Annotated in this window: 7 protein-coding genes; 1 reads left to right on the top strand and 6 read right to left on the bottom strand. The window is 33.8% G+C overall.

What is annotated here, in order from left to right:
- Positions 1-11 precede the first annotated feature (11 nt).
- The 5 genes from ABW637_RS06335 to ABW637_RS06315 form a co-directional block, all read right to left on the bottom strand.
- Positions 12-3,338 carry a VCBS repeat-containing protein gene (locus ABW637_RS06335; RefSeq protein ID WP_367583802.1) on the bottom strand — a complete coding sequence of 1,109 codons (3,327 nt, stop codon included), beginning with the start codon at positions 3,336-3,338 and terminating at the stop codon, positions 12-14.
- The gene (locus ABW637_RS06330) at positions 3,328-6,651 is read right to left on the bottom strand and encodes a VCBS repeat-containing protein (RefSeq protein WP_367583801.1); all 3,324 of its coding nucleotides are present in this window, start codon (positions 6,649-6,651) and stop codon (positions 3,328-3,330) included. The genes ABW637_RS06335 and ABW637_RS06330 overlap by 11 nt, the downstream gene beginning before the upstream one ends.
- Before the next feature lie 103 nt (positions 6,652-6,754).
- Positions 6,755-8,287 (bottom strand): RagB/SusD family nutrient uptake outer membrane protein, encoded by a 1,533-nt coding sequence (locus ABW637_RS06325; RefSeq protein WP_367583800.1) that lies wholly within the window; start codon positions 8,285-8,287, stop codon positions 6,755-6,757.
- Positions 8,288-8,298: 11 nt separating this feature from the next.
- A complete protein-coding gene (locus ABW637_RS06320; RefSeq protein ID WP_367583799.1) occupies positions 8,299-11,448 on the bottom strand; it encodes a SusC/RagA family TonB-linked outer membrane protein in 3,150 nt (1,049 codons plus the stop codon).
- A gap of 287 nt (positions 11,449-11,735) precedes the next feature.
- Positions 11,736-13,409, bottom strand: a complete 1,674-nt coding sequence (locus ABW637_RS06315; RefSeq protein WP_367583798.1) for a glycoside hydrolase family 13 protein — start codon at positions 13,407-13,409, stop codon at positions 11,736-11,738.
- 336 nt (positions 13,410-13,745) lie between these two features.
- Here ABW637_RS06315 and ABW637_RS06310 point away from each other — a divergent pair, with 336 nt between their 5' ends.
- Positions 13,746-14,777, top strand: coding sequence for a LacI family DNA-binding transcriptional regulator (locus ABW637_RS06310; RefSeq protein WP_367583797.1), 1,032 nt, complete (start codon positions 13,746-13,748; stop codon positions 14,775-14,777).
- 36 nt (positions 14,778-14,813) lie between these two features.
- Here the strand turns inward: ABW637_RS06310 and ABW637_RS06305 are convergent, their stop codons facing one another.
- A complete protein-coding gene (locus ABW637_RS06305; protein ID WP_367583796.1) occupies positions 14,814-15,824 on the bottom strand; it encodes a LacI family DNA-binding transcriptional regulator in 1,011 nt (336 codons plus the stop codon).
- Positions 15,825-15,877 lie beyond the last annotated feature (53 nt).

Raw genomic sequence — 15,877 nt, 5'->3', positions numbered from 1 at the left:
TAAATAGAAGGTTATTTCTTCAATTTAAAAATCTTTGGCTCTTCGTTATTAATACCTGTAATCAAATACTTCTCTCCAGATTTATTTTTCATCCATTGCATTGCCCGCACCTCTTCGGTTACAGTGAACCCTGTTGCTTTCTGATCAGTATAATTTCCTTTTCCATCACTCAACAGAACATTACCCTTACTTGCATCCAATCTAGAAAATTGCGGTTTAAAATTGTAGTTATTCCCCGCTACAATAAGATCTAAAACCCCATCATTATTAAAGTCTTCGGTTTCTATATCACAAATACAAGATAGTTGTACTTCTTGTGGTAGTTCTTTAACATCAAAACTTCCTTTCCCATCATTATATGCGACCAAACTCGCAAAATTATTTACTGTTTTTACAGTTGTATTTTGCAACACCTCAGCAGAAAACAACTCATCCATGGATTTGGTAGCATATTCAGAAAATTTGAGGTTTTGTTTTTTCAAAGAATTGATCTGCCCCGTTAGTTCATTTCTTAAATGTATAGGAATATCTTTCTTATTCATTGTTTGGGTAATAATCTGTTCGACAGTTCCATTATCATCAAAATCATTGATAAACATTTTAATAGGAGATTCATCACTAGCCTGGTACATTGCATTTAATCCTCGATTGCCAAGTACTAAATCAATATCTCCATCCTGATCGAGATCTTTGGCTTCAGCGGTATTAAACCAACCCGATATATCCTCTAAATTAGTTGATAGTGGGGTTACTCCTGCACCAGTATTCTTAAATATCTTAGGAGACATCCATTCTCCAACTATAATCAAATCCCTTTTTTTATCCCCATCGATATCCTGCCACACAGCATCGGTTACCATGCCCACTGTTTTTATATCAGAAGCCTTCTCATTAGTAACATCTCTAAAATTACCCTTTCCATCATTTTCCATAAGATAACTTTGTGGTGAAACACCGTACATTCCCACTATACTTTGGCTACCAATGAAGAGATCTATATCTCCATCCTGATCATAATCGTATGGTGCAATTACGGCTATATTGGTATTTGTAGGAAGAATTATATTTCCTCGTGAAAAATCCCCTTTCCCATCATTAATATAATATCGCACCCCTGTTCTTGCTCCTTTAAAATTACCTCCAGAACCAATAACCAGATCAAGGTCCTGATCTCCATCAATATCTTCAAAAATAGCTGCCGTATCTTCGAAAAACTCTTCAGTTTCAAATGATGCGAGCTTTAATGCTCCATGTACACTTTGCAAATAAAGCTTTCCGGTTTGCTTAAATGCTCCCCCTATAAAAATGTCCTCATTTCCGTCATTATTAACATCGCCAATGGCTAAAGCTGGTCCTTCTCGAGATTGCATTTTGTAAATTAATCCTTCATAATCAAAATCTACATATGCATCTTCTTTATGCGAAGCTATTGGATGCATTATTGCTTCAAAATAGGGTTCTCTTTTAATATCTTTATTTATATAATCTCGAGTAGCATCCTTTTGATCCAATACTACCAAAGAATTTAGCGTAATATCTTTTATAATCCTGGTTTTACCAGTTGGAAATATTACTTGTAAAGAATCTACTATTTGATTTTTACCTAACCCTATTGTCATGGTGTACTCTATAGAAGATTGAAAACCTCTTGATGGAATTAGCTCTTGCCTTAGTATTTTATCTTTAGAAAATAGTTCAATACTACTACCTATACCAAATGTGTTTTTACCCGCCCCCTTAATCCTAACTTTTAAATAATTGTTTTGCTCGCGCTCACTATTATTTTGGTAAATAGAAACCGGCATATTAAAATTATTGACAATTAGATCTAGATCTCCATCATTATCCAGATCTCCATATGCAGATCCATTTGAAAATGTAGGTTCCTCAAATCCCCAATTTGTGGTAGTATCAGAAAATGTAAGGTCTCCATTATTTTTAAAGGCATAATTAGGAATAGGAGTAGATGGCATTTTATTAATAATCGAGTCAACTTCTTCTTTTTTACCTGTTAAGGTCATTTTCTGAATAATATCATTGGCAAAAAAGTTCATGAAATCCTGATTCGTAAGGTCATGATAAATCCCATTACTCACATAAATATCACGATACCCGTCATTATCCATATCAAATAGTAATGCTCCCCAACTCCAGTCTGTTTTTGCTACCCCGCTATAAAAAGCGATTTCAGAAAAGGTATTATCACCATTATTAAGTTGTAATGAATTCTGCATGTATTGATTATGGAAATCTCTACTTTTCTTCAATTTATACACATCATAACTCTCAAAAGAGCTTGTTTCTTTGAGGCGTTGATCGCTCTCTGGCAACATATCGGTAACAAAAATCTCGGGATATCCATCGTTATTCATATCTGCCATATCTGCTCCCATGGATGATATACTTAGATGCTGCATCCAATCTTTTATTTCTTCGGAAAACGTTCCGTCCCCTTTATTTATATAGAGGTAATCTCTTTCATAAAAATCATTAGACACATAAATATCCGGCAGCCTATCATTATTGATATCGCCAATAGTTACTCCTAGTCCAAATCCAATAAGACTACCATATATTCCTGCCGTTTCGCTAACATCATTAAAAACACCATCGTCATTTCTAAGTAACTTATCTCCTCCTCCTTTTAAAATCTCAGGAATATTCCAATCCTTAGCCCTAAGATTACGCTTATTTACATACCCCAAACTACTTACGGGGATAAAACTATTATTTAAAAGATAAACATCCAGATCACCATCACCATCATAGTCAAAAAAAGCAGCATGCGTTGTAAATCCACTATCGGCTAGATTATACTCGGCAGCTTTTTCGGTAAATGTTATGGTTCCTGAGCTTGTCGAAGGACCATTATTAATGAAAAGTTCATTTTTTTGATCATCTCCTTCGACATTACCAGCATTACACACATAGATATCTAATAACCCATCTGCATTAATATCGACCATAACCACTCCTGTAGACCATGCATTTTTACCTGTAGTTTTTGAAGAAGTAGAAATATCATCGAATTGGAAGTCTCCTTTATTAAGATATAATTTGTTTTCTTTTCGGTTGGCGGTAAGATATACATCCGGTAATCCATCATTATTAATATCGCCAATGGCTACACCTCCACCATTATAAAAATTACGATATTTAAATATATTGAAATCCTTTTCGTTATGTACCTGATTGATAAAATCAATATTTGTAATTGAAGGATCCAACTTGGTAAATAATGTACTTTTATTCTTGGCCTTATTGTTTTCGGATTGTTCTTCACCACAAGAAATAAGGGTGAATACTATAAAACAACAATAGATCAACTTATTCATCATTACTTTTTGTTTTTTTGACGACCTGAAGGCTATCATTATTAATCCCGAATAATAGATATTCTTCTTCTTTTATTTTAATCTTTTTAATAGATCGTACAGCTCCTTTTATACTAAAGTTAGATTGCCTACAATTTTGAAAACTACCCTTTTGATCATTTAATAAAACGACTCCAAATGATGCATCTAATCTACTTAACTGGGTATTGATTTCATAAGTGTTTCCACCCAGAATTATATCAGGATATTCATCATAATTTATATCATCGATCAAAATATCATGTACTGAAGAAATCTGAGCTTCCCATGGTAACTCATGTGCTACATAACTAAGATTGCCTGTATTCTCGAAATATAAGGTGCTTAATGTATAGACTTCTTTTTTTTCTGCCTGATTAATTTTTGATTTTGAAAAGTAATCATGAAAATCAGCCTTAGCAAAGGCAGTATATGACAAGTGTTTTTTATTTAATTGCGGGATTTGTTTTACTAATTCATCTTTGGTTGCTATTGGAGTTTCTGTTCCTTTATAAAAATAAGTTACTATAGGGTCGATTTTACCATTATCATCAAAATCATTGAGATATAATCGTATAGGCTCTTGTTCTGAAGCTGTCAGCCTACTATTTAATCCCCAATTACCTGCAATAATATCCAGATCGCCATCATTATCCATATCACTAACTTCTATAGCATTCCACCAACCATTAGTGCTGTTTAACGAAGAATTACTCTGTTTTTTAAAATTCCCCTTACCATCATTGATCATTATTGTAATAGGCATGTAATGCCCTGCCAAAACTAAGTCGTCGAATGTATCATTATTCACATCAATAAATTTTGCATCATACACCTGACCGATAGTATATAATTCATCTGCAGCAATTGAAGTAATCTCTTCAAATATGCCCTCTCCATTGTTTTTGAAAATATAGTTTTTCGAGTTGACCCCATATTTTCCAGCTTCACCATTACTTCCAATAAAAATATCCATATCCCCATCATGATCTATATCTGATGTTTTCACTGTAGACGCATTCATAACGATATCGGGAAAAGCATCCTGCTTTTTTACAAAAACACCTTTTTCATTAATAAATAACCCTGGAGCACTTTGATAATCCGAATGATTTTCATTCCCACCATATACCGCTAGTACATCCAAATCGGTATCACCATCTGCATCAAAAAAATATTGATCGACATCCTCAAAGCGTTTATCCAGTTCAAAACTTGGTTGCTTGCTATTGACAAAACTACCACTTGCTTGCTGTAAAAGTAGTGTTCCTGTTTTAAACCTTCCCCCTGGTATAAAAACATCTTCTAATCCGTCTTTATTTATATCTATAACGCTTACATGAGGCCCTTCATTAGAACTAGCATAGGGAGCTAAAGGTTCGGTATTAAAATCTTTGGTTTCATAATCCTGATGCTTAAATTTTAAATCAATAACATCATCCTTTAGCAGAGCCGAATCCTCTTCTTTAGTTTCCATATGTGCTATTTCTTTATCTCTTTCGAGATAAATCAATTGATTAGCTTCTACATTCTTATGAACGGATATAAATCCATCTGGCCAATCAATTTTTATGGAGTCAATTTTAGTTTCATCCCCCAATCCAAAATGTACTCTAGAAGAAACCGAGGACAAATACCCTTTGGTTGTATAAATCTCAGATACTTGGACATTTTTTTTAGTGTAAACGGACACTTTAGTACCGATTGCATTGCGGTTATCTTTACTTCCTTTACATTTTAGCTGCAAATAATTATTATGAACTGCCAGTTGATCTGACTTGTTTTCATATATAAAAGCGTTTTCATTAATGTTATTGGTTATAATATCCAAGTCTCCATCATTATCTAAATCTGCATATACCGCACCATTACTATAGGAAGTTATATTGTCTAACCAAGTATTGGATACATCTTCAAAAGTTAAATCTCCTTGATTTCGATAGAAATAATTCTCAGTCTTTTTGCTCGGTAATTCATTGATCAATGCCAGATCTTCTTTTGTCATACCTTGATCTATTCTTTTTTGAATATTATCATTAGCTATGAAACTTATAAAATCCATATCATTGGTAGCTCCTTTAATTCCATTGGAAATAAAAACATCTTTATAACCGTCATTGTCATAATCTGCTATAAGCGGTGCCCAACTCCATTCTGTAGCGGCGATTCCCGAATAAAATGCTATTTCACTAAAATTAGCATTACCCCGATTAAGCTGTAATGCATTTTGCATGTATTGTGGTTGATATCCGTTCTTTAGGTATTGATTATAAATTGAAAAACCATATTCTGTACCCGAGGATTTATAAGTAGCCAGATCTTCGGGAAGCATATCCAATGATAAAATGTCAGAGAGTCCATCGTTATTGAGATCTGCGATATCTACCCCCATAGAAAAATGCGATGTGTGTTGAATATTTCTCTGGTTGTTTGTAATTAATTCTTTGAAGGTCCCATCTTTTTGATTTATATATAAATAATCGTTTTCGAAAAAATCATTCCCTATATAAATATCTGGGTACCCATCATTATTAACATCACTTGTTGCGATTCCTAATCCATATCCTATTGCTCCTTGAAAAATCCCTGTTTCGGTAGAAACATTTTTATACGTACCCTTATCGTTGCGGTATAACCGATCTCCAGAAAGTGAGTCTACTTGATTTCGTTTTGTCCCCCTGCCATAGGTTCTATTAGGGTGTACCGAATGATTTAATAAATACATATCTAAATCTCCATCAAGATCGTAATCAAAAAAACTAGCTTGTGTAGAAAAGCTTGAAATATCCAAATGATATGCTGCCGCATTTTCTTTAAAAATAGGTATGCCTTTTTTATCTGCTCCTTGATTTATAAAAAGTTTATTTTTCCCAGTTATACCTCTATAATTAGAAACTTTACATACATAAATATCCTGTAATCCGTCATTATTAATATCGACTACGGTTACCCCTGTAGACCAACCCTTTGTATCTTTTAAAACTTCAGGTGTTACTTCTTTAAATTGAAGGTTTTCTTGATTTATATATAATTGATTTTCGCCTTGATTAGAAATGATATATATATCTTCAAACTTATCATTATTAAAATCTCCAACAGCCACTCCTGCTCCGTTATAATAATAGAGGTATCTAAGAATATTAAGCTCGGGAGTATCTTTTAATTCATTAGTAAATAAAACTCCCGAATAACTAGCTGGCACTATAGAAAATAGGTTTGGTCTTGTTTCTTTATTACAAGAAATAGAAAGTATCAAAGTTAGTATACAAATACTTATATCTCTGCAAGCTTTTCTCAACTCAAAGTATATTTTTCTTAAAGATAGTATTATAATAATTCAATTAATAGAGCCCTTCAAAAATAGAAGGGCTCCGCTCTAACACTTTAAATTTGGTTATATATTAATAACCAGGATTTTGAGTTAAATTAGTATTTGATAATAATGCTGTTTCGGGGATAGGAAATAATACTCTAAAATCGTCTGTACTATCTTTTAGCCCCCAGGTTTCAGCAAACTTACCAAAACGTATCTGGTCATTACGTCTCCAAAATTCACCATACAGCTCTCTACCTCTTTCGTTTAATAGATCTTGTTCTGATAATGATGTAAGAGGAGAAGCGTTTCTAATCATTCTAAGGTTATTTACTAAAGTTAAAGCATCCTCTCCAGAAGTACCACCTCTCAGAATTGCTTCGGCTTTCATTAAATGAGCATCTGCATATCGGAAAACGATTTGATGTCCTGCAAACTCTCCATTTACCGGGTGGTATTTTATCACTCTAACCCCTGTGCGTTCATTATTACCTACAAGGCCTGGAAAATCTTTAGTGAACACTAAAGGGTTTCCTGGTCTATCATTTAAAGGTGCTCCTGTCTCATCATATTGCTGACCGATCAAGAATCCAAAACCAATCCCAAGATTTGAACCATCTGTAGGTACAAAACCTCTTCTTTCTTCTTGTCCACTTCCTGGTACATTTATATTAGGATCCCCTTCAAAAAGATCATAAAATTCTGCCAGAGTAGACCACCCGTTCCAACCACCACCGGTATTGTCAGGTGCATTTTGGTTATAATGTAGAGTATTCCACATTCTATTACCAACGCTAGATGTCGTATAAAAAATTGTCTCGTTATCCACATCAGACGTAAAAATGTCAAAATACCCTGTTTCCAATCCAAAACCATCTACGGCTATTGCATCAACTAACTCAACTACTTTGGTCATATCGGCTGCAGCTGGCGCTCCTCCGATGTAAATATGTTTATTTAAATACAACTTTGCCAAAAGATGATTTACCGCTGCTTTAGAAGCAATAGAAGTAGTCACTCCAGGGCCTGTTGCAGGAAGATCAGCTAATGCCTCTGTAAGATCTGCAATAATAAAATCAAGTGCTTCCGCTCTGCTCATAACCATAGGATTAACATCAGGACCATCATCTGGGCTTCTAAAAGGAGCAACACCATACATATCCATAACCCAAAACATGCTGTATGCTCTTATAAACTTTGCTTCTGCAACCTCTTGATCTGTAGCATTACTTCTGTCATCTATAACCAGTGTAGAGTTAAACACTAACCTATTAAGGCTATTCCAGCTGTTTAAAACATAAGGATGTATAGAACTCCAAGTATGTGCATGAAGCTGTCTCCAGGTTCCATTATCTCCCCAATCTGTACCCCTGGTTGGTACTAAAAGTTCATCACTTGTAACTTCATTTAGCGCATATAAATCTTCTTGAGTTTCTACAATGCTTCTAAGCGATCCATACAACCCATTTAGTGAAGATTCTACATCGCTAACCCCCGTAAATTCGGTTTCTGAGTCAGAAATTTGGGAATCTGATTCCTCAATTTCTAAATCTGTACAAGAAATTACCAATACAATTGATAATATTCCTAACAGAAATGATTTTAATAGCTCTTTTTTCATGATCATTTTTTTTAAAATTTAGCATTTAATCCAAACGTATACGTTCTAGGTCTAGGAAAGGCTGTGTAATCTATTCCTGCGGTTGGTAAATTATTAAGTGAGTTAGTAGGACTTACACTTACCTCTGGATCTATACCGCTATAGTCGGTAATCACGAATAAGTTTTGTCCATTCACATACAATCTTAGTGATTTAAATACACCATCTCCTTTAAGCGGTACATTGTATCCTAAAGTAGCATTTTGCAAACGCAAAAAGTCTCCACTTTCTAAAAAACGAGTCGATACATCAGGAGCATTAGCCTGAGATTCACCATTACCAATTACATCGGTTGTTACATTTCGTCCTCCACCAATACTACCGGCAGTAAAAAATGCATTCGCAGTATTATTATAAATATAATGGCCAAATTGACCCGCCAAGAATACTGATAAATCCCAATTTTTATATTTAGCACTTGTCGAAAGCCCTACATTAATATCTGGTAATGCACTTTTGCCTACTAATTCTTGAATATCTCCATTAGGATAAATAGATTGTCCGTCTGCATCAAATCCTCCAAATTCACGTAAGAAATAAGAAAACAAAGGCTGATCATTAATTAAAATTTGCGAAAATGCTCTAGATAATCCTTGACCGAATATTTGACCTGCAGGAATCTGCCCTTCAAAATTCTGTAATTCATTTTTATTGTATGCAATGTTAAACCCAACATTCCAGTTTACCTCTTCTTGCTGAATAATATCATAATTAATAGCAAACTCGACACCTTCGTTTATTACATTACCATCTACATTGGTAAATGTAAAAGGCTGTGGAGCAGGTTGTGCAGATTGTACTCTTAATAATAGATCTTGTGTATCTTTTCTATATATATCCAAACTACCATTAAGACGATCTCCCATAAAACCAAAATCAATACCTACATTTATTTGACTAGTTTCCTCCCACTTAAGGTCATTATTAGCAAAAGATACTTGAGAAGTTCCTGGAACATTGATTTCACCTCCGTTACCTATAGTTATTGGATCTCCATTTCCATCTAAAGAGTCAAATCGCTCTCTGGTTACAAAATTCCCAAAACCAAGACCATCTTGATTACCTGTAATTCCAAATCCAACTCTAAATTTTAACGTTGAAAATGTTTCTGGAATAAAATCTTCTTGATCTAATTTCCAGGCAAATGCACCCGACGGGAAATAACCGTATTCATTATTGGATCCAAATCTAGAGGAACCATCAGCTCTCACTGTAGCTGTTAATAAATATTTATCATACAGAGAATAATTTGCTCTCAAAAAATAAGACTGTAACTCATCTGTAAAATCAAAAGTATCGGTAAAAATCGAACGCACAGCAATATTTGTAGGTGCAGAAAAACTTTCGGCACGAGATATTTCGGGTACAATTCTATTAACAACTGCACCTGCAAAGGGATCTCCTCCATCGATTATTTGATCTGAAACTGCATATTGCTGAAAAGGGCCTGATATTGAAGCTTCTATTCTATCTGCCGAAGTTTCAAGAGCTGCTACCATCTGATTTAGATCTGTTGTATTAAATCCAAAACCATTAACATTTCTTCCTTCTCTAGAAAAGTCTTGAAATGAATATCCTACAAGTACAGAAAAATTAGAGTTTTCAAATTCTTTCTCATAATTTACGGTAAAATCTAACAACCTATTAGTAACATCAACTTCATTATACGTTCCTCTACCGTTACCTGGAGTTCCGTTTTGAAGTCCCGTAATGTCACCAGAGATCGCACTTCCTCTTGATGATTCAGAATCATCATATCCTAAATTAACTTTTGCTCTTAATCCTTCTATTATAGTATACTCGGCAGAACCATTTAGTAAAACACGATTTGTATTGGTTATACTTTGACTAAATGCTAATAGCGCTGAAGGGTTTATATTAGCTCCTCCTGGCACAAAATTAGGGTCAGATGGCCAAGTTGGGTTTGCACTATAAGCTGCTCCTAATAAATCTCCCTGAAACCCTGCGTTATCACCAATCGGTGGTGCTTCATCATTTACTCGTGATAGGGTTCCTTGAATATTTATTTTCAATTTTTCATCAAGGAAGCGATGCGTTGCATTGATTCTTCCTGTTATTCTTTCTAGTGAACTTTTCTCCACTACACCAAATTGTTTTCCATAACCAAATGACGCTCTTACATTACCACCATTATAACTCTTGGAATAAGATAAGTTTTGTTGTTGTGATGCCGCTTTTCTGGTAATTATATCTTGCCAATCTGTATCACTACCAAAATCTTGTCCATCTGCATCACCTCCAAAGCTTTCTACTGCAGATAAATATTGAGATCTATTTAATAAATCAAACTCTTCTGCTGGTTTGGCTATACTTAGCGTTGAAGAAAATTCGAATACTCCTTTACCAGAACCTCTACCACTTTTTGTAGTAATAATTACAACTCCGTTCGCTCCTCTAGATCCATAAATTGCGGTGGCCGACGCATCTTTTAAGATACTCACACTTTCTATATCACTAGGATTAATAAAGTTTAATGGATTTCTGGCAGAGCTGGACCCCGCACCTATATTAGAACCTGCAGCGGCGGTATCATCACCTGCCAATGGTACTCCATCCACTACAAATAGCGGATTATTATTTGATCTCACAGAACTGGTACCTCTAATTCTGAGCGCCACACCTGCACCAGGTTCTCCACTTGCCTGCGTAATTTGCACACCAGCAGTTTTACCCTGAATTAATTCTTCTGGAGAGGCAATGACCCCTTGATTAAAATCCTCTGTACTTACCACTGCAACGGCACCCGTAGCATCTTTAACCGATTGTGTCCCGTACCCGATTACCACAACGGCTTCTAACTCTGCAGCATCTTCCTGCATAGTTACATTTATTGTGGTTTGTCCTCCTACCGAGATTTCTTGTGCCTTGAAGCCAACAAAGCTAAATACTAAAATAGCATCTTCGGCTACATTATCTAGCGTATAGTTTCCATCAAAGTCAGAAACTGCTCCATTACTTGTTCCCCTTACAAGAACATTTACTCCTGGAATTGGCCCTCCGGTGTCCGAAATCACCCCCGAAACCGTAATCTGGGCAGATATCATACTCCCTGATAAAAATACCAGTAAGAATATGATTTTTTTAAGTATTATACATTTCATAATATAGTGTTTGATTTTAATGTGAATTGTTTCGCTGTTTATCTGTTTATTATTTTTTACAATAAAAAAGTGTACTTTGTTTTTGTTAGTAACAATGGAGCATCTATGTCTTTTTACCACATTCGACTAATTCTGTAACTATAAACCAATATTTCAAAACAAAAAGTTACAAAAAAAATAGATGCCCCAACTGTTACACCTTAGGGAAGTTTTTATCACAAAAACTCCTCTGCTAACAAACAAAAACTATTTTCACTTTCTACAGTATTCATATTTGTCAATTATTTTTATTTCTCTAATTTTAGAACAACGCCTTGATACGGCTTAAGATGAACATATTTTTCATCTATATCCAGACTATCATAATTATTTATCAATATTTTTGTCTTGCTAATTTTTTTAGAAACATCGACCTCTTCCCTTACATTTTTAAAATTTAACAATACCATAATTTCTTCGCCTCCAAGCACTTTCTTGTACACATACAGGCTTGGATTATTAAATTCTAATTCTTCAAAATCCCCATACACAAAAACATCATTTTGTTTTCTTATTTTTAAAAGATTTCTATAAAAATTTAATATAGAATCTGAATCATTATCCTGTTTTGCTACATTAATTTTTTTATAATTCGGATTTACTTTTAGCCAAGGGTTCGAGTTAGAAAAACCGCCATTTATCTCATCATTCCATTGCACAGGAGTTCTGGCATTATCTCTACCTTCTTTATTAATCATTTCTAGTGCTAACTCATTTGAAAATCTTTTCGTTTCTAAATTTTCACTATAAAAATTTAAAGATTGGATATCTCTCACGTCTTCAACAGATTCAAGAGTTATATTTGTCATCCCTATTTCATCTCCTTGATAAATATTTAATGTGCCATTTTGAGTTGCTTGCATAACGAGTAACATTTTGGCTGATGCCGACCAATACTCTTTATCATCTCCAAACCTAGAGACCATTCGCGCGAAATCATGATTACCCATTGCATTGGCTAACCATCCTTTTTCATGTACTGCGTCTCTCCATCTTTTATATATTTGTTTTAGGTTTATCAAATCAAAAGGTGAAGATTCTTCAAACTTTCCATTAACAATAACACATTCTAGAATATCAAAATGATATAACATGTCTAGCTCTTTGCGATCATAATCAATATATAAGTTTGCATTTTCATGATTAATTCCTACTCCTTCTGCAAGAGAAAATGCATCATAGTGATTAATCACTTTTTCGTTCATCTCTTTTAAATATTCATGAAGCTTAGGTCCATTGGCATATACATCTTCAATGATTTTTCTAAACCCTACATCTGGTGCATCCGGATATCCATTTCGTTTTGAAATTAACGGAATAACATCCATTCTAAAACCATCAACACCTTTATCCAACCAAAACCTCATGGCATCATATATTTCTTCTCTTACCTTAGGATTCTCCCAATTAAGGTCTGGTTGTTTTTTTGTAAAAAGATGCAAATAATACTCTCCTGATATCGAGTCATATTCCCATGCACTTCCTCCAAAAAAAGATTTCCAATTATTTGGTGGCCCTCCGTCTGCAGAAGGTTTTCCCCAATGAAAATAATCTCTGTAAGGATTGTCCTTCGATTTTTTTGCTTCTTCGAACCACATATGCTCATCAGAACAATGATTTGCTACCAAATCTAAAACCAATCGCATTCCTTTATCATGCGTTTTTTGAAGTAACTCATCAAAATCCTTCATAGTTCCAAATTCTGGCATGATCGCACAATAATCACTTATATCATATCCATTATCGTCGTTTGGTGAGCTAAAAATTGGACTTAACCATAGTATATCTACGTTAAGACTTTGCAAATAATCTAGTTTCTCTATAATTCCTCTCAAATCCCCGATACCATCGCCATTACTATCATTAAAACTTCGCGGGTAGATTTGATAAATAGTTCCTTTCTTGAACCAAGACAGTTCCATGCAATTCAGATTTAAAAATTAGAATAACTTTATATTTAATCTCCTTACTGCATTTCAAATAATGTTTATATTTATAGCTAAACATTATTTATCCTAAATTAGCGTAATCATATAATATCTTGAACGAAGGTGTCTTTTGGGGAGGACATTACAAGAATATTAATTTTAAGTAGGTAATTTATTAATTGTTCAAAATTCAATTATATATATTACAAATTACTAAACTATTCACATAACTGTAAAGCAATACTCCCATTTAAAAAAATGCAAACGTTTGTATTATTATATTTTTAACAAAAATGATGTTTTAATAATAATTTTTTAACGTTATACTGAATGTCTTTAAAAAAAAGAAGGGTAAAACTTGAAGATATAGCTAGAAAACTTAACATTTCTATTGCAACTGTTTCAAGAGCTTTAGACGATAATCCTCGAGTAAAATTGAGTACTAGAGAAAAAGTTTTTAAAATGGCAAAAGTGATGGGGTATATGCCCAATCAAATTGCTAAGAGTTTAAGTTCGGGAAAAACTAACATTATTGGGGTCATAATTCCGAGATATGACGAACCTTTCTTTATAGAAGTTTGCAGAGGAATTGATGATTATGCACGAGAGCATAATTACAAAATACTTATTAGTTCTTCGAGAAACTCATTTGAGTTTGAGAGAGATAATCTTATTGCTTTTGAACGTGGTTTAGTAGATGGGATCATTCTATCTCCTACTCATGAAACCGAAATGTTTACCCATATTAGAAGTGTTATCGATAAAGGGATCCCTGTGGTTTTATTTGATAATATCAGAGAAGAAGTTCAAGGTGCAGATCATGTTCTTATAGATGATGATAAGGCGTCGTTTAAGGCTGTAGAATTTTTAATACAAAAAGGCCAAAAGAATATAGCATTTATTGGCGGTATTATAGAGAAGAAAGTTTTTCAAGATCGCTATAAAGGTTATATAAATGCAATGAAAAAATATAACATCCCTATCCAAAAAGAATTAATTCTTCATTGCAAATCATTAGATAGGGCATATGAAGATGTCGAAATACAAAATTTTTTTAACAACATCCCTATAAAACCAGATGCGGTTTTCGCATGTACAGATAATTATGGCTTACTCACTATGAAAACACTTCTTAAGTTAGATTATAAAATCCCAAAAGATATCTCTGTCATTGGTTTTGGAGATTTAGGCCTAGGAGAAGTATTTGTTCCTTCTATGACATGTATAGCTCAACCCACCTATGAAATGGGGCAAAAAGCAGCAGAATTATTAATAGAACAGCTTAATGAAGCTAACGATATAGATCATCCTAAAAAAGTAATAAAATTAAAAACCGAATTAGTCTTGAGGGATAGTACCTAAGTTACTAAACAACCTAAACATGTTTGATCGATGGTTCTAGTCTGTAGAATCTCTTATTATTAATGAGGTTTTAACTACCTCTGTTTTTGTTTTCTGATGCTCCTCAAAATTATCTAAATGATTTACTAAAATGCGAGCCGCTTTTGCGCCTAAGTCTTCGGCATGTTGAGAGACCGTAGTTAACTTAGGGTATGAATGTTGAGATAACAAACCATCTGTAAAGCCTATTACCGAAACTTCTTCTGGGATTTTATATCCTAGTTTATGTGACATATTAATAGTAATTGCAGCGGCTGTTTCGTCTAAACCTAAGACCGCATCTATGTCATTATTTTTAAGAAATTTTTCTATTTCATTTTCAAAAGTATTGGCATCTTTAATAGCTAATTCTATCAAAGACACGGTATCATTTTTATCTGTAACTTCTCTAGCTCCTTCTAATCTTAGCTTAGCAACACTTAAACCACTGATCGTTGTAATTATAGCAATCCGACTACACCCTGTATCGATAAGATATTGGATAGCATTTCTTGAGGCTACTTTATCATCTACAATAACTTTATCACAATCAATCTCATCACTAACTCTATCAAACATAACCACAGGAACATTGTCTCTTTTTAAATCTTGATAATGATCAAATTTATTAAGAACCTGAGTTTCTTGACTTAAAGCTACTATAAAACCATCTACGCTGCTATAATTAAGCATTTCTACATATTCAACTTCTTTTTTATAGGATTCATTAGTAATACAGGTAACGATTTTATATCCACTTTTTGAAGCTTCTTGCTCTATTCCAAATAAAGCTTTAGCAAAGAAATGATTTAGGATTTCGGGTAATATAACCCCAATGGTTTTGGTTTTATTACTCTTTAAACTTACTGCCAATGCATTGGGCTTATAGTTATAAAAACTAGCAAGTTCATGAACCCGATTGATCGTTTTTTGACTGATCTCAGGGTCATTTTTTAATGACTTTGACACTGTAGAAATTGATAAATTTAATTCCTTTGCAAGTTGTTTAAGGGTAACTTTTTTCCTCATAACCTCAATTTTGGCATTTCTTATTTAAGACTAAAAGAATATTAATCAAATCT

Origin of the sequence: Aquimarina penaris (assembly GCF_040786285.1) — a bacterium.
Classification (GTDB): Bacteria; Bacteroidota; Bacteroidia; order Flavobacteriales; family Flavobacteriaceae; genus Aquimarina.
This window is presented reverse-complemented; position numbering and strand designations above follow the sequence as displayed.

Coding starts and splice junctions, on each gene's coding strand:
- ABW637_RS06320 (WP_367583799.1), bottom strand. CDS start 11,448: ATGAAATGTATAATACTTAAAAAAATCATATTCTTACTGGTATTTTTA.
- ABW637_RS06335 (WP_367583802.1), bottom strand. CDS start 3,338: ATGATGAATAAGTTGATCTATTGTTGTTTTATAGTATTCACCCTTATT.
- ABW637_RS06310 (WP_367583797.1), top strand. CDS start 13,746: ATGTCTTTAAAAAAAAGAAGGGTAAAACTTGAAGATATAGCTAGAAAA.
- ABW637_RS06315 (WP_367583798.1), bottom strand. CDS start 13,409: ATGGAACTGTCTTGGTTCAAGAAAGGAACTATTTATCAAATCTACCCG.
- ABW637_RS06325 (WP_367583800.1), bottom strand. CDS start 8,287: ATGAAAAAAGAGCTATTAAAATCATTTCTGTTAGGAATATTATCAATT.
- ABW637_RS06305 (WP_367583796.1), bottom strand. CDS start 15,824: ATGAGGAAAAAAGTTACCCTTAAACAACTTGCAAAGGAATTAAATTTA.